The 17,406-nt window shown below is 40.4% G+C and carries 14 protein-coding genes; 3 read left to right on the top strand and 11 right to left on the bottom strand.

All coding sequences use genetic code 11. The features are described 5' to 3' along the window. Nucleotides 1-13: 13 nt before the first annotated feature. From atpB to NFR27_RS00885, 10 genes are all read right to left on the bottom strand, one after another. Nucleotides 14-685, bottom strand: coding sequence for a F0F1 ATP synthase subunit A (gene atpB / locus NFR27_RS00925; protein WP_251441555.1), 672 nt, complete (start codon nucleotides 683-685; stop codon nucleotides 14-16). Nucleotides 686-743: 58 nt separating this feature from the next. Next, a complete protein-coding gene (locus NFR27_RS00920; protein WP_251441554.1) occupies nucleotides 744-1,133 on the bottom strand; it encodes a hypothetical protein in 390 nt (129 codons plus the stop codon). Nucleotides 1,134-1,146: 13 nt separating this feature from the next. After that, nucleotides 1,147-1,353, bottom strand: coding sequence for an AtpZ/AtpI family protein (locus NFR27_RS10130; RefSeq protein ID WP_371875183.1), 207 nt, complete (start codon nucleotides 1,351-1,353; stop codon nucleotides 1,147-1,149). Nucleotides 1,354-1,899: 546 nt separating this feature from the next. Then, nucleotides 1,900-3,045 (bottom strand): non-hydrolyzing UDP-N-acetylglucosamine 2-epimerase, encoded by a 1,146-nt coding sequence (gene wecB / locus NFR27_RS00915; protein WP_251441553.1) that lies wholly within the window; start codon nucleotides 3,043-3,045, stop codon nucleotides 1,900-1,902. Between the two features lie 85 nt (nucleotides 3,046-3,130). Next, nucleotides 3,131-4,180 (bottom strand): glycosyltransferase family 4 protein, encoded by a 1,050-nt coding sequence (locus NFR27_RS00910; protein WP_251441552.1) that lies wholly within the window; start codon nucleotides 4,178-4,180, stop codon nucleotides 3,131-3,133. A 24-nt stretch (nucleotides 4,181-4,204) separates the two neighbouring features. Next, nucleotides 4,205-5,563, bottom strand: a complete 1,359-nt coding sequence (locus NFR27_RS00905; RefSeq protein WP_251441551.1) for a PFL family protein — start codon at nucleotides 5,561-5,563, stop codon at nucleotides 4,205-4,207. Nucleotides 5,564-5,571: 8 nt separating this feature from the next. Then, nucleotides 5,572-5,841, bottom strand: a complete 270-nt coding sequence (locus tag NFR27_RS00900; protein ID WP_251441550.1) for an ACT domain-containing protein — start codon at nucleotides 5,839-5,841, stop codon at nucleotides 5,572-5,574. Between the two features lie 87 nt (nucleotides 5,842-5,928). Next, nucleotides 5,929-7,608, bottom strand: a complete 1,680-nt coding sequence (locus tag NFR27_RS00895; protein WP_251441549.1) for a phosphoglucomutase — start codon at nucleotides 7,606-7,608, stop codon at nucleotides 5,929-5,931. A gap of 132 nt (nucleotides 7,609-7,740) precedes the next feature. Next, entirely contained in the window at nucleotides 7,741-8,649 is a 909-nt protein-coding gene (locus NFR27_RS00890) for a YitT family protein (RefSeq protein ID WP_251441548.1), read from the bottom strand. 24 nt (nucleotides 8,650-8,673) lie between these two features. Beyond that, entirely contained in the window at nucleotides 8,674-9,636 is a 963-nt protein-coding gene (locus NFR27_RS00885) for a YitT family protein (RefSeq protein ID WP_251441546.1), read from the bottom strand. Between the two features lie 170 nt (nucleotides 9,637-9,806). On the opposite strand from NFR27_RS00885, the gene ispE reads away from it, so the two are divergent. The 3 genes from ispE to NFR27_RS00870 all read left to right on the top strand — a co-directional run bounded on the left by ispE (nucleotide 9,807) and on the right by NFR27_RS00870 (nucleotide 13,266). After that, on the top strand, nucleotides 9,807-10,691 hold the full coding sequence (gene ispE / locus NFR27_RS00880) for a 4-(cytidine 5'-diphospho)-2-C-methyl-D-erythritol kinase (protein ID WP_251441544.1): 885 nt from the start codon (nucleotides 9,807-9,809) through the stop codon (nucleotides 10,689-10,691). Further along, nucleotides 10,691-11,380, top strand: a complete 690-nt coding sequence (locus NFR27_RS00875) for a GntR family transcriptional regulator (protein WP_251441543.1) — start codon at nucleotides 10,691-10,693, stop codon at nucleotides 11,378-11,380. Before ispE ends, NFR27_RS00875 begins: the two co-directional genes overlap by 1 nt. Before the next feature lie 386 nt (nucleotides 11,381-11,766). After that, nucleotides 11,767-13,266, top strand: a complete 1,500-nt coding sequence (locus NFR27_RS00870; RefSeq protein WP_251441542.1) for an SLC13 family permease — start codon at nucleotides 11,767-11,769, stop codon at nucleotides 13,264-13,266. 239 nt (nucleotides 13,267-13,505) lie between these two features. On the opposite strand, the gene NFR27_RS00865 is transcribed toward NFR27_RS00870, so the two are convergent. After that, entirely contained in the window at nucleotides 13,506-17,270 is a 3,765-nt protein-coding gene (locus NFR27_RS00865; RefSeq protein ID WP_251441541.1) for an ESPR-type extended signal peptide-containing protein, read from the bottom strand. Nucleotides 17,271-17,406 lie beyond the last annotated feature (136 nt).

The raw sequence follows: 17,406 nt of genomic DNA, 5'->3' as shown, positions 1-17,406 counted from the left end.
AAAACTATGGTGATTAATGTTCTTCTGAAACCGCCATCCCTAAGTAGGATGTTACTAAAATAGTAAATACAAAGGCTTGAATAACACCAACAAAAAGACTAAATACAATCCAGATAATCGGTGTTAAATATGGTGCCAATCCATTTAACAATTCCAACACAATTTCACCGGCTACAATGTTGCCAAAAAGACGGAAACTAAGCGTAATCGGTTTAGAAATCTCTTCCATAAGATGGAAAATTACGAAAACGGCAAACGGTTGAAAAAAGTGCTTGAAGTAAGCAGGCCCTTTGATACGTGCCCCAATAACCCAAATACTAAATGAACTAGCTAGTGCCAGTCCTAACGTCGTATTCAAATCATTAGTAGGCGATACCAAGATATGTGGGCTTGGTATTAATCCCAATTCATTACTTACTAAGATAAAGAAAAAGAACGTAAATAGTAGCGAACTTACCTTATTAAAGTGCTTACCTAAAGGTCCCTTCAACTGGTTGCCAATAGCTTCTAATATAAATTCCACAACATTCTGAACTCCTGTGGGAACCATGTTAACTTGTCGTGTAGCAAAAAAGGCAATGACAATAAGAATACCAAATACAAGCCATGTCATATATAGGGTATCCATATTAAATGCCATTCCCCACATGTGAACAACGGTATGGTTACCGGTATGTAACTCCATAAGGTTCACCTCCTTTCACGAATTTTAGCTACTATTTATCTAAATTTACGAATATGCACTAAATTAAACTATTCCAGCCATTCTGCATGTTATACCGAATTCGTTCTATGATAGATAAGGGGCGCCACGCCAACAGACCTAACATATATGCAACGAACGGAAAATTATCAAACAGAAAAGCTGCCAATATGGTTCCAAAGGCAACTAAGGTAAGCCGCACTGCAGATCCCGCCTTGGTTGCTTTTTCTATAACGCGAATATCCTTATGACGAACTCGATAAATCCACAGCCCTAAAACAAGCAAGTATAAAAAATTAATGCCACATCCCCAAAGCCAACCTAGGATGTACTGTTCATAATCCAAAACTTCTAGCAATAACATAATGCTAATTGTTGTGAAAAATAAATAGGCTGTCATACGCTTTAAAAATTCCACAAAATCCGCCATGCTCTATCCCCTTTCAGGAAACAACTCTCAAGTAAAGAGAGTATAAGCCTCCTAAGCCTCCTATAATGCCTCCTATCAGAGTCCCCCACGGCGATACATCAAATAGATAATCTATGCCGCGTCCTATTGCTATACATCCTAAAATAGATACTAGCAAAGAAAAACCTGCTGATAGCGCTACATTTAAAGCTTTTAAAGTAGTGGAATCTAGTCGCTTCATAGCATCACCTACACTTTGTTAACTAATATGATAACCTCCCCACTATACTGTATGGTTCAAGTATAAAATAAGGAAATTTAACAGTCACTAAATTATAACATTTTGTCATTACTTTAGCCAATGCACCTATAGCAACTATAATTTATAGCTTTTTCACTTCACAAAATATTTAAATATATACGATACGCAAATAACGATTTTTCTCTATATATAACAAACGCTTTATTTTATAATATCGAATCGCCTATTTAATTTATATCTTCGTCTCAATTCATCAAATAATATAATCACTGTGATATATTTTTATGATTACTAACTCGAATTTCATTCATGCTTGACAAGAATAATGAAGGCTATTTTTAGGCCTTTTTGTATAAATTAATATAGCTAATCAAATAAAATTTTTAAGTTCCAGCTATACATCAGCCCTCAATTATTAGTGTATCCACTAATTAATTACTATATGCTGATTAACTTTAATAGCTAAATTCATTAACTTCAATAAGCCATCTGGTTAACTACAATAACGCAAATGACCTATTATGATTAATAACCAAAACGACTTGGCTTCTTGCCACTCTGCAAAAATTCATATCGCAAAGCTTCAATAATGCGTTGTGACGCAATACCATCCCCATAAGGATTTACTGAGTTTGCCATCACATCATAGGCCTCTTTATCAGCTAATAAACGATGGGCTGTATCATAAACAGTATTTTCATCAGTCCCTACTAAACGTACTGTACCTGCTGTAACAGCTTCTGGACGCTCCGTTGTATTACGAAGCACAAGCACAGGTTTCCCCAAAGCAGGTGCTTCTTCTTGAATGCCACCAGAGTCTGTCATCAATAGATAAGAGCGAGCCATTAAATTAGCAAATGGTTCATAATCTAAAGGATCAATTAAATGGACATGATCTACACTCCCTAATTCTTCGTTAACAATGCTTCGTACTTTTGGATTTTTATGAACAGGGAATACTACTTCAATATCCTCAAAGGCATCAACTAAGCGACGAATTGCTTTATATACATGACGCATTGGTTCACCAAGATTTTCACGGCGATGAGTGGTAACTAATACAATCCGACGCCCCTTATAATCCAATGTATTCAATAAATCTTCTTCAAACTGATAATTCTCTTTTACCGTCGTTTGAAGAGCATCAATAACAGTATTACCAGTCACATATAAATGTGCCGAACTTACATTTTCTTTCATTAAGTTCTTTTCTGCACTCGAAGTAGGTGCAAAATGATAAGTGGCTAAAGAGCCTGTCAATTTACGATTCATTTCTTCTGGGAATGGGGAATAAATATTGCCCGTACGCAAGCCAGCTTCCACATGACCTACAGGAATTTCTTGATAAAAAGAGGCCAAAGCGCCAGCAAAGGTAGTTGTCGTATCACCATGAACTAATACTACATCAGGTTTAGCTTCCATCAGCACATCTTTAAGTCCTTCTAAGGCACGTGTAGTTACATCATACAAAGTTTGCCCCTGACTCATAATATTTAAATCGTAGTCTGGTGTAATAGCAAATAAATCTAACACTTGATCTAGCATCTCGCGATGTTGCGCAGTAACCGTTACAATTGCTTCCATATCTGGCGCTGCTTGTAACGCTTTCACTACAGGTGCCATTTTAATTGCTTCTGGTCGTGTACCAAAGACTGTCATTACTTTTAACATAATTACCTCCCATAAATCGCTAGCCACAAGATAAATCCCTGTATGCTATGAAGGCGCCTGTACAATCCGTACAAGCGCTCGCAGATTACCGTCTATTTGTAACTGTTTCTTCTTTTGCTACTACTTCATCTTTAGCAATCATACCAAGCTTAGTAGCAATAAACACACAAACACACAAAATAGCTAGCACAATAGCAATGCCAACTAAAATATTTACTTTTGCTAACAAAATAGCTATATAACCTAATAAAGCAGTTACGGCATACATGAGTAACACCGCTTGTTTTTGAGATAAGCCCAACGCTAATAAACGGTGATGCATATGTCCTTTATCAGGCTTAAATACTGGACGTCCATTAATTTTACGACGAATAATAGCAAATGTCGTATCTAAAATAGGCAAACCTAATACAATAACAGGAACAACTAGAGAAATTGTCGCAGCGGTCTTAACAGCCCCCATAACGGAAATGGTAGCCATAGTATAGCCTAATAACATACTTCCTGTATCACCCATAAAGATTTTAGCAGGATTAAAGTTATACCGTAAAAAACCGCAAGCAGCACCAGCTAGAGCCAATGCAATACAAGCTAAATCAGTTTGTCCCATTTGCCAAAGTACCGTGAATATAGCAATGGAAGAAATCAACGAAATACCAGCTGCCAATCCATCCAAACCATCAATTAAATTCACGATATTAGTAAAACCTACAATCCAAAAGATAGTTAGAGGAATTGAAAAAATGCCCAAATAAAAGACATGCCCCCAAGGATTAGTAATAAATTCTACTTGATTACCAAAGGCCACGACTACTGCAGCCGCTAAAATTTGACCTGTTAATTTTGTTTTAGGACCAATTTGTTTCACATCATCCCAAATGCCAACAGCTACAAGCACCACTGAGCCAATTAATAAGCCCATTTCAGCACTTAAATCGTCTACTGAGTAGATAACGGAAATCATATAGCCAATAAAGATAGCTAAGCCACCTAAGCGGGGAATCGCCCCATGATGCACTTTACGCGCATCTGGTTTATCCATAGCCCCAATATTAATCGCCAACTTTTTAATTAGCGGTGTAATCGCAAACGTAATGACTAAAGCAATTATGAATGCCCACACGTACACCGTCATTACTGCACCTCCTCGTGCTTATCCTTAGTTTGTAAGACTACGAATAGGTGCTGGAATTCGTCCACCTCGTTGAATGAACTCTTCTGCCCCAAACGGACTTACTTCAATAATTGGGCAATATCCCAATAAACCGCCAAATTCAACCATTTCTCCCACTGTTTTACCAGGTACAGGAATAAGTCGAACAGCAGTTGTTTTATTATTAATCATACCAATAGCAGCTTCATCAGCAATAATAGCCGAAATAGTGGCTGCCGATGTATCGCCCGGCACCGCAATCATATCTAGACCTACGGAACATACGCAAGTCATAGCTTCTAATTTGTCCAAACTTAAACTACCTACTGATACAGCATCGATCATACCTTTATCCTCACTAACAGGAATAAAGGCACCACTCAAACCACCTACATGAGAAGATGCCATGAGGCCACCTTTTTTCACGGCATCATTAAGCAAGGCTAATGCTGCTGTAGTACCATGAGCCCCACAGGAGGTAATACCCATTTCTTCTAATACATGCGCTACGGAGTCGCCCACAGCAGGCGTAGGAGCTAAGGATAAATCAATTATCCCAAACTGCTTACCTAATCGCCGTGAAGCTTCCTGAGCCACTAATTGGCCAACGCGTGTAATTTTGAAGGCTGTGCGTTTAATCGTTTCGGCCACCTCATCAAAAGGTCGTCCACGCACAGCTTCCAATGCATGTTTAACAACCCCTGGTCCACTGACACCAACGCTAATCGTAGTATTACCTTCTGTGACACCATGAAATGCTCCTGCCATAAATGGATTATCTTCGACAGGATTACAAAAAATGACAAGCTTAGCACACCCAAATGCATCACGGTCTGCAGTAAGCTCTGCCGTCTGTTTTACAATTTGTCCCATTTCAGCAACAGCATCCATATTGATACCTGCCTTAGTGGAACCAATACCAACAGAACTACATACCAAATCTGTAGTCGCTAGTGCTTCTGGAATCGATGCAATTAAACGACGATCCCCTTCTGTATACCCTTTACTTACTAAAGCAGAAAACCCGCCAATAAAATTAACGCCCACTGCTTTAGCTGCCTTATCAAGGGCTTCCGCTACTGGTACATAGCTTTTTAAATCACTACCTGCCGCAACTAAGGAAATAGGTGTAACCGATACTCGTTTATTGATAATTGGCACCCCATATTCTTGCGCAATCGCTTCGCCAGTAGCTACTAAATTTTCAGCTTCCTTAGTTATATGGTCATAAATGCGCGTACAAAGCGTCTTACCATCAGACGCAGTACAACCTAATAAACTAATGCCCATAGTAATCGTACGAACATCTAATTTATTATCACGAATCATCTGGTTAGTTTCAATAATATTCTCGATGCTTAACATAGTGTCACCTACCCTACGCGATGCATGCTAAGGAATATATCCGCATGTTGCGCCATAATTTGAACACCTAACTGTTCCCCCTCAACAGTTAATGCTTCTTGCACCTTTTGAAGCGCTGTCGGATCTGCGGCTTCACACATCATAATCATGTTAAACATCCCATCTAAAATCGTCTGGTTGATGGATACAATATTTACATTATTTTCTGCCAATACGGTAGCAACGCGGGCAATGATTCCCACTCGGTCTACCCCTACTACAGTTACAACTACTTTCATGTGATTCACCTTTTCCTTAATACCTAATTCAACGTTTCTCTCTGTATTTCAATAATGTTATATTATATCACAATTTATTTTACAATTCTACCGTGCAGTAACCTCGTTTACAAGGTCTTGACCTGCTTTTAACAAAGAATTTAAGGCGTCTTCGCCATTGAAACTTTCTGCATATACTTTGTATAAATCTTCCGTTCCAGAAGGACGTGCTACTAAAAAACTTTTTTCTGTCGTAATACGTAAACCGCCAAGTCCGTATTCACCATATAACGAAGTAGTACGAATTGACTCAATCGGCTCACCTGCTAATTCTGTAGCCTGCACATCACTAGCTTGAAGTTGGCTCAAAGCCTCTTTAGTCACTTTGCTACATGGAGTATCAATACGTGTAAAAATAGGACTACCATAACGCTGCGTCAAAGCTTCATATAATTGATCCGGAGTTCGTCCTGTAACAGACCACATTTCCATAGCAAGTAAAGCCATAATTATGCCATCTTTGTCAGTAGTCCAAACAGTGCCATCCTTTTTAAGGAAAGAGGCTCCTGCACTTTCTTCGCCACCAATGCCAATAGTGCCATCGAATAGAAGGGCGGCAAAATATTTAAACCCTACAGGCACTTCATATACAGTAATGTCATTATCAGCACAGAATTTATCCACCATACCAGTGACAACGGCGGTTTTCCCAAATCCTTTGCCCGCCCACTTACGATTATAAAATAAATACGCTCCTGCAGTTATCAAAAAGTGATTAGGCGCCATTAGCCCAGCTTTAGTCACTATGCCATAACGATCATAATCAGGATCATTCCCCACAGCTAAATCAAATTGCCCAATCTGTTTTACCACATCAGCCATAGCATAGGTGGAAGAACAATCCATGCGAACTACCCCATCATGGTCATAAGGCATGAAACTAAAAGTTGGATCGTATTCATTATTAATAATTGTCAAATCAAGGTCATATGTATCACTGATAGCTTCCCAGTATTCCATACCACTGCCACCAAGTGCATTCACCAATACCTTAGGCTTAGCTTTACGAATTGCTTCAAAATTAATAACTTCTGCTAATTCCTTCACATATAAGCCTTTATAGTCATATTCCCATTGAAGACCTGAATCAATCTCATCAATAGCCACACGGCGAATCCCTTCACCGCCAGCTTTAATATACTCATTAGCTTTTGTTTCAATCCATTTCGTAATGGTAGTATCTGCCGGCCCACCATTAATCGGATTATATTTAATGCCCCCTTGATCCGGAGGATTGTGAGAAGGGGTAATAATAATGCCATCGGCTTTACCTTGACCAACTTTGTCTTTTAAAAAATCAGGCACAAAAGCTACAGTCGATTGCGTATCTATAATTTCATTGTAACGAATAATCGCACGTGAAACGCTAGGCGTTGGTACAAACCCATTTTCCCCATCTACCGCTGCCACCACACCATTAGCAGCCAATACTTCTAACACCGTTTCAATCGCAGGTTCTGACAAAGCATGTGTATCGTGACCTACAAAACAAACACCGGTAGCCCCAAATTCTTTACGACCATCACAAATCGCTTGTGTAATAGCTGCCACATGCAATTCATTAAAACTACCTGTCAAAGACTTACCTCGATGCCCTGATGTACCAAAAGAAATTCGTTGCTCTTTATTCTCATACTGCGGCGCTATTTCATAATACGCTTCAATAATAGACTCTAAATCAATCAAATCTTCTGAACGCACCAAAGTGCCTGCTAATGCATGTGCCATAAAATCCTCCATTACACATCACCACACTATTAACCGATAGGTTAACTATTATGTGATTTCAAAACAATGATTAAACTATGTCAAACTATATCAAGACTATATATATATCAAATAATACTCAAAAATGAGTAACTACTCATTTACTTCAACACGAGCTCGAATACGCTCAATTGCTTGCTGGGTTTCCGCTTTTGACGGTAACGTAAAACCACCACCAATAACTTCCGCCACATCAGTTACCATTAAAAAGGCTGTTGGATCTTCTTCCTCTACTGCCTTTTTAAGTTTAGCAACCTGCATTAAGCTAACCACTACTAAAATTACCTGCTTATGCTGATGAGTATAAGCACCTTCCCCATTTAAAATGGTGGCACCACGACCAATCTGATTAATAATCAAATCACAAATTTTATAAGGCTTATAGGATATGATAAAAACAGCTTTACGCTGGTCAAAACCAACAATAACACGGTTTGTTAGCATAGCCGAAATATACAAACTCACCAAAGTAACAGCGGCCGCTTCAATATTAACCACAAATGCCGCAATGGTTAAGATTACCATGTTAATGCCTAACACAATACTACCAATTTGCAAACCATAATACTTTCGAATAATCAAGGCAATAGGATCAAGCCCCCCTGCATTACCGCCCGAGCGATATACAGTACCTACGCCAATACCGCAGAATAAGCCCCCCAAGATAGCGCCCACTAATGGGTCAGACGTTAAATTATAGTCCGCCAAAAATCGCAACATATTAATGAATACGGAGGATACTACAGTACCAAAAATCGTTATCATTACATGCCAACGACCTAACCAGCGATAAGCTGCATACAAAACGGGAATGTTTAAAAGTAAATTCAATGTACCGACTTGAATGCCCGTTAAATAATACAGCATCAACGCAACCCCACTAATACCACCACTAACTAACTTATGTGGTACTACAAAGGCGTTAATCCCTATAGCAAATAAGAATGTACCCAACGTGACCATAGCCATTACATATAAAGTTGAACTCCACTTTTTAAACATGTCGCCTCCTAATTCTCAAATCCATTAACTTTTAGGGGTTTCTGCAATCGTCCCTTCTGGCGCCTCTGGCAACGCATCACTCATAGCCCCTGTCTGTACAGACCGCTCAATAGCTGCATTTACAGACTCCGGTGTAGCTATAGGAACTGTAAACCCTTGTCCAATAACCTCTGCTGCATCTGAAATAATCATAAATGCTGCTGGGTCTTCTTTTTGAACAGCTTCCTTTAATTTAGCTACTTGCATCAACCCTACTACTACTAAAATTACTTGTTTATGCTGGTGTGTATAAGCGCCTTCCCCATTTAAAATCGTAGCGCCACGCCCCAACTGATGAATAATAACATCACAAATTTTATATGGTTTATAGGAAATAATATAAATAGCTTTACGCTGATTAAAACCTACTACCACTTTATTCGCAATCATAGCCTGTACATAAATACTAATTAATGTAATCGCGGCCGCTTCCACACTAATTACTAACGCCGCGGCAAATAATACAAGCACATTAATTCCAAAAATAATACTCCCTATTTGCAAACCATAATGTTTACGAATAATCATAGCAATGGGATCTAATCCCCCAGTATTACCACCAGCTCGATATACAATACCAAGTCCAAGACCACACAAAATACCACCTAACAAAGAGCCTACTAGAGGATCCGATGTTAATTGGTACTGCTCCATAAATTCCACAGCATTAATTAAAAATGAAATAACTGCAGTCCCAAATATAGTAATCATCAAATGCCAACGCCCGAGCCAACGATAGGCTGCATATAAAATAGGCACATTTAATAGCAAGTTTAAGGTACCTACTTGAATACCTGTTAGATAATACAACATTAACGCAATACCGCTCAAACTACCACTTACTAATTTATGCGGCAAAATAAAAGCATCAATACCAATAGCAAATAATAAAGAACCTAATGTGGTCATAACTAAAGCATTCGTCGTGCGGCCCCACTTAAACTGCATAGCTCCTCCTGGAAATTGAAATTTCTCACTTAATAGCGTATAATAAATTGATTAAATATAAAAAATTCCTTAGGTTAATATGCCTATGTCCATCTTAACCTAACCACCTTATAATTTCAACTACTAAAGCAGTTTCGTCTGTAAGTTCACCCATGCAAAGGAGGCTCCCTATGGAGCAATTAAGCTTCAGTAAAATTAACATTGGTTTAGCTATTCTCAATAAGCGCGAAGACGGCTATCATAATATTGACACAATTTTCCAATCTATTTATTTAGGCGATTCTATTTATTTTGCCAAACACCATTCCGTTGTATTCTCTGGCATGGCACCAGAATTACCAACATACATGAACGATATGATTCCTTACGACGAATCAAATCTAGCCATGAAAGCACTCCGTGCTATTCAAGCCTATACAGGTTGTACAACCGGCGGCGCCATCCATTTACTAAAACGTGTTCCACCAGCGGCTGGACTTGGTGGTGGTAGTTCCGATGCCGCAGCCATGCTACTAGGCTTAAATAAATTCTGGGACTTACGTCTTACTGATGACGAACTTATGAAATTGGCTCAGGACTTAGGTTCAGATGTGCCGTTCCTCATGAAAGGTGGTACCGCTCGTGGCACTGGGCGAGGCGAAATTCTTCAGTATTTGCCTACAGATAAACCTCATTGGCTCTTAGTAGTAAAACCTGAATTATCCGTTTCTACAGCTGCCGCTTATCATCGTTTTGACAACCAATCCAAAGTAACCAGTGAAACGATTGATGAAGTGGAAAAAGCTATGCGTATTGGCGACGTCAAAAAAGCCATGCAAGTCAGCGGCAACACCTTTGAAGAATTACTATTCCCACTCCATCCAGAGCTTATCACTTGTAAAGACTTTTTCACCAGTCGTGGCTATACAACCATCATGACAGGAAGTGGCCCAACTATGGTGGTCTATCTTGATACAGCCCTTGAAGCCTTAACATTACAAGAAGAAATCAAAAAGGCTGGACATACTTGGTTATCCTTAATTACTAAAACCCACGGTAAGGAGGCATTATCCTAATGAATAAAGATTTAGGGCGCTTACAGCCTATCGTATTAACATCCTACAAACCATTACGTGAAGTCGTATGTGAAACTTTGCGCCAAGCAATTCGCGATGGGGTCTTCAAACCAGGCGAGCGTCTCATGGAGGTGCCATTAGCTGAAGAACTCGGTGTTAGTCGTACACCGGTACGCGAAGCGATTCGCAAACTCGAGCTAGAAGGCTTTGTGGTAATGATCCCTCATCGTGGTACTTATGTAGCAGATATTTCCTTAAAAGATGTTACACAAGTTTTTGAAATTCGTTCTGCCTTAGAGGAATTAGCAGCTCAATTAGCAGCCGAACGAATTACGCCTGACGAAATTGAATTCTTAGAGCGTATGCTAGTAGAAATTGGCACCTTTATGGAACAAAAAAATATGGATAAAGTGGTAGAAGCTGATATTAACTTCCATGAAGTGTTATACAAAGCCTCACGTAATGAGCGCTTAGTAGAAATTATTCATAATTTACGGGAACAAACTTTGCGTTTCCGTACTATGTCTATGAACCAACCAGGCCGTTTAGTAAAAACCTGGGAAGAGCACCGCATGTTAGTAGAAGCTATTGCTGAACGTAATCCTGCGCAGGCTCGTGAAATTGCACGCCTTCATATGGAACACTCCGAACAAGCCCTACTAAAAGGCATGAATATCGATAAACAATAATCAACTATAAAGCTTTCACAAAAAGGTCTGTAACTTACATGACGAATAATTCTGTATTCGAACAGTAAGCTACAGACCTTTTTATATTCAAATACCGATACATTTAAAATTCTAAATTTACTCATTACATCATCTCTCACATATTTATATCGAATTTTACCACTTTATTAACTACATATTTACTATAAAATACCTATTGGCATAGGATTTTTCATTTCGTGGATTTTAGCTTATTTTTTAACACTTTCTTGCAGGTAATATAATTTCTTTGTCGAAATCTTACACTATAACACTTTGATATAATTCGATATACTTATTAGCATATCGCTTAAAATCAATTTTTATTATGTATTTAGTATAATCACAAGAAAGTGAGATGATTACAAATGACACAACCAGCTTCACCCGCTCCGGCACCTGCTAAGGCTCGTTCCAATAGTCAAAACATTGGCTTGATTCTTAGCTTCTTGGTTCTACTCGGCATTCTATGTATTCCTACACCGAGCGACTTATCTACAGCAGGGCATCGCATGATTGGCCTTCTTTTCTTTGCCATCGTGCTGTGGATAACAAGCGCTGTTTCCTACCCTGTTAGTGCTACTATGTTAACAGCCCTAACAGCCTTATTATTAGGTACTGCACCTAATATGGATGATCCAGCCAAAATACTCGGCACCAGTAATGCCTTAAAAATAGCTATCTCTGGTTATTCCACACCAGCTTGGGCGTTAGTTGCCGCAGCTATGTTTATTTCTGTAGCAATGACTAAAACAGGTCTTGATCGCCGAATTGCATTAAATGTACTTTCACGAATCGGAACCAAAACAAGTCATATCTATATTGGTGTAATTTTCACAGGCTTCATTCTTTCCTTCTTCGTGCCAAGTGCTACTGCGCGCCTAGCTTGCTTAGTCCCTATCATCATTGGTATCTTAGATAGTCTTGGAATTAATCGTCAAAGTAAATTAGCCGCTTTACTCGTAGTTGGTGCTACCCAAGCTGATACCGTTTGGAACATCATGGTCCAAACTGCGGCGGCCCAAAATTTAGTAGCTGTCGGCTTTATTTCTTCACAGCTTAATACATCTGTTTCTTGGCTAGATTGGTTACTAGCTGCCGCACCATATTCATTAGTAATGATCGTCATCTACTACTTCTTATCCATGTGGCTTTTAAAACCAGATGAACATGACCTAGAAGGTTCACAACAAGAACTACAACGACATCTAAAAGAACTAGGTCCTATGACCTTTAACGAAAAGAAACTATTAACTTTATCTCTTATTTTACTTGGTTTCTGGGCTACTGGTGGTCACTTACATAAATACGATACATCTACTACCACAATTGTAGCTATTGCCTTATTCTTAATGCCGGGCATAGGTATCATTGACTGGAAATATGCCCAAGGACGTATCGATTGGGGCTCTATTGTTATGTTCGGTGCTGGTATTAGCTTAGGGACAGCCCTTTTAAAAACTAAAGCGGCTACATGGCTGGCAAATGCATTTGTTCACATGTTTACCCTTGAAACTTTATCAGTATTCATGTTAATTGGTACAATTACCTTCTTCCTCATCGCCATCCATTTAGGATTCGCTTCAGCAACGGCCTTAGCCTCTGCCATGATTCCTATTGTTATTTCTATTGTGCAAGCAGTTCATATTCCTGGTATCAATCCAGTAGGCCTCACTATGATTGCACAATTCTCCATTTGTTTCGGTTTTATTCTACCCGTTAACTCACCACAAGGTATGGTTGCTTACAGTACAGGTACCTTTGATGTAAAAACTTTCATGAAAACCGGGATTCCTATTACCATCATCGGATATGCTTTACTTGTAGTATATGCCGCTACTTACTGGCATTGGATTGGTTTAGTATAAGAACCTAATATAAATTTTCAAAATATATACTATTATATACAAATATATACAAACCACCTCTCTTATATGTATATGTAAAAACCCCTCTCTCAAATTCGAGAGAGGGGTTTTGTATTGCCGAGATTAATAAATTGTCAAAACTACCAACTATTTCTGAAGAACCGCTTGCATAGCTGCTTTTAACTCATTAATTTCAGCTTGTTGTGCTTGTAAACGAGCTTCTTGATCAAAATTTATACTTATTTTTGAACCAATTGCTGTACTAATGCTTCTAATTTAGCAATACGTTCATTTTGAGCACTTAATTCAGCCTGCTGTTCTTGAATTTGAGTTGCTTGTGCTGCATTAGCCGCACTTAATTGGCTAATACGCTGTTGTGCTTCTTTACCTGCTAATTGTTGTACTTCTGCTTTTTCACGTTGTGCTGATGTACCAAATTTCCAAGTTACGCCAGCATTAGCCATTACTTTAGCATCATGATCACCATAAGCAACCCCAATATTGAACATTGTAGAATCGTTTACATAATGAGCTACACCAAGTGCCATAGAGTTATGACCTCGGTAAGTACCTACAGCAGCCATAATTTGAGTTCGCTCAGCAGCATCATATTGAATTGGTTTTAAGCCACTCAATGCAGCACTTAAAGAGCCCACATTTCTAATTTCTTTTGTAAGAGAACTATTCATAGAATTCAATTGGCGCACATTGACAGCATCAGTATCATTAACACCATCAGCGACATTAGTAATGCGGCGTTCATTACCTGCAGATCCAACAGATACTGTATTTTCTTCATTAGCTATAGAGTTTGCACCTAATGCTACAGAATTAGAAGCCGTTGCAGACGCGCCGTTACCAAGTGCTGTAGCATTGTCGGCTGTAGCAGATGCATTAGCTCCTACGGAAGTAGCACCACTACCAATAGCTACAGAATTAGCACCTAAAGCAGATGTATTGTCACCAGTTGCATTAGCATTAGCACCTAGTGAAGAAGCATTGTCACCATCAGCAGTAGCACCCGCACCTATAGCAGAGGCACCTGTACCAGTAGCTGTAGCACTATCGCCCATAGCAGTGGCATTATCACCAGCTGCTTCGGAATCACTACCTACAGTAGTTGCACCCTCACCTGTAGCTGTGCCACCTGTAATACCACTATCCACTAAATTTTGCACAGCTGTAGATACGGCTGTAGAAACTGAGCTTGCTGCCTCAGATGCACTAGACGCTGCTTCGGTTGCTGTAGAGGCTGCTTCAGCCGCAGAAGTAGCTGCTTCAGTAGCTTCAGTCGCAGAAGAACTAGCAGCCTCAGCACTTTCAGAAGCACTACTTGCACTGCTGTCAGCTGCTGCAGCACTCGCTTCTGCACTGGACGCACTATCAGAGGCCTCTGTCGCACTTGTAGATGCTACACTTGCACTTGTAGCTGCACTAGATGCACTACCAGATGCTTCTGTTGCACTTGTGGATGCACTAGATGCACTATCGGACGCCGCGCTTGCACTTGTAGCTGCATTACTTGCGCTCGCAGAAGCATTCGTTGCACTATCAGATGCTGCTGTTGCACTAGAGTTGGCAGAACTTGCACTTGTAGATGCTGCACTAGCGCTTTCAGATGCACTAGATGCACTACCAGATGCTTCTGTTGCACTTATAGCAGCATTGCTTGCGCTAGTAGCCGCATTCGTTGCACTGTCAGATGCTGCTGTTGCACTAGAGTTGGCAGAACTTGCACTTGTGGATGCTGCACTTGCACTTTCAGATGCGCTAGATGCGCTATTAGATGCTGAACTTGCACTTGTAGAAGCACTAGACGCACTATCGGATGCAGTACTTGCACTTGTAGCTGCACTACTTGCGCTCGTAGAAGCATTCGTTGCACTGTCAGATGCTGCTGTTGCACTAGAGTTAGCAGAACTTGCACTTGTAGATGCTACACTAGCGCTTTCAGATGCACTAGATGCACTATCAGATGCTGAGCTTGCACTTACAGAAGCGCTAGACGCACTATCGGAAGCAGTTATTGCACTTGATTCTGCATTAGATTCACTTGTACTTGCTGCTGTTGCACTGGATGCTGCATTGCTTTCACTTACTGCTGCACTAGAAGCGCTTGTACTTGCTGCCGTTGCACTAGACGCTGCATTAGTTTCACTTACTGCTGCATTAGCTTCACTCGTACTTGCTGCTGTCGCACTAGATGTTGCATTACTTTCACTTACGGCTGCGTTGGATTCGCTTGTACGTGCTGCTGTCGCACTAGACGCTGCATCAACAGCACTAGATGTCGCCGTACTAGCACTTGACTCTGCATTTGATGCACTAGTGCTTGCTGCATCAGCACTAGTTGATGCATTGTTTTCGCTTACTGCCGCATTAGAGGCACTTGTACTTGCTGCTATTGCACTAGAATCAGCAGATGATGCACTCGTGCTTGCTTGATTTGCCCAAGATTCAGATACTTCCGCACTAGATAAAGACGAAGATGCACTGCTGCTAGCTACCGTAGCACTAGATTCAGCACTAGAAGCGCTACTGCTTGCTGCAGTCGCACTAGATTTAGCATTATTTTCACTTACTGCTGCATTAGACGCGCTTGTACTTGCTGCCTCAGCACTAGAAGATGCATTACTTTCACTTACGGCAGCATTTGATGCACTTGTACTTGCTGCATCAGCACTAGAAGATGCATTACTTTCACTTACGGCTGCATTTGACGCACTTGTACTTGCTGCATCAGCACTAGTTGATGCATTGCTTTCACTTACGGCCGCATTTGACGCACTTGTATTTGCTGCTGTAGCACTAGAATCAGCAGATGATGCACTCGTGCTTGCTTGATTTGCCCAAGATTCAGATACTTCCGCACTAGATAAAGACGAAGATGCACTGCTATTGGCTGCTGTAGCACTCGATGCCGATGCAGTTGCACTAGATTCTGCATGGGATGCGCTAGTGCTGGCTGCTATCGCACTAGATGTTGCATTACTTTCACTTACGGCTGCGTTGGATTCGCTTGCACTTGCTGCGGTCGCACTAGACGCTGCCTCAACAGCACTAGATGTCGCTGTACTAGCACTTGACTCTGCATTTGATGCACTAGTACTTGCTGCATCAGCACTAGTTGATGCATTGCTTTCACTTACCGCTGCACTTGAAGCACTTGTACTTGCTTCCTCAGCACTCGAAGATGCATTACTTTCACTTACGGCTGCATTTGACGCGCTTGTACTTGCTGCCTCAGCACTAGAGGATGCATTACTTTCACTTACCGCCGCATTAGATGCACTCGTACTTGCTACTGTAGCACTAGAGTCAGCAGAAGATGCGCTAGTACTTGCTACAACGGCACTAGAAATAGCAGTTGATGCACTACTACTTGCTTCGGTAGCACTAGAAACGGCGTTGCTTTCACTTACCGCCGCATTAGATGCGCTGGTACTTGCTTCAGCTGCACTAGACACAGCATTACTTTCACTAACACTTGCTGCCGTAGCACTGGATGTTGCACTAGAGGCACTAGTACTTGCTTGCTTTGCCCAAGATTCAGATACTTCCGCACTGGATTGAGAAGATGAAGCACTTGTACTCGCATCTATAGCACTTGACGCTGCACTAGATGCACTAGTAGATGCTAAAGTTACACTAGAAGCAGCTGTGCTAATAGCAGTTGTTGTTTCATCATCTAAACCAATGGTTAAAGTCATACTTTTTGAAGTGCCTGTACCCGTTGCATCACTAGTAGTAACCGTGACACCATCGCTTCCAACCACAGTAAGAACACCAGTTCCAGCAGAACCAGCTGACCAATCTTCACCACCAACTGTAATTGTCGTGGCAAATGTAGTTACTTGTGGTGCTAAGATTAAAGCAGCCATAACGGCAGCTGTTAAACGTCTTGTGCGTTTAGCCCCACCGGTTTGATAACTTTTAGCAAATTCAGAGGCTACAACATAACACCCTTTTGTTTTACTCCATATAACTTTAAAAATTCTATTCATTAATTGTGTCGCTTCCTCTCTTTAGATCAAACACAGAAAAAAGAAAAAACTAACACACTCACCCAATCCCCAGAATGCATTCCTTGGTCGCCATATCTAATTTTGAACCTAAAAAATGCATATCTTATCATAAACG

The organism is Veillonella intestinalis (genome assembly GCF_943192895.1).
GTDB classification, from domain to species: Bacteria; Bacillota; Negativicutes; order Veillonellales; family Veillonellaceae; genus Veillonella_A; species Veillonella_A intestinalis.
The sequence above is the reverse complement of the archived record's forward strand: the minus strand, read 5'-3'. Positions and strand labels throughout refer to the sequence as shown.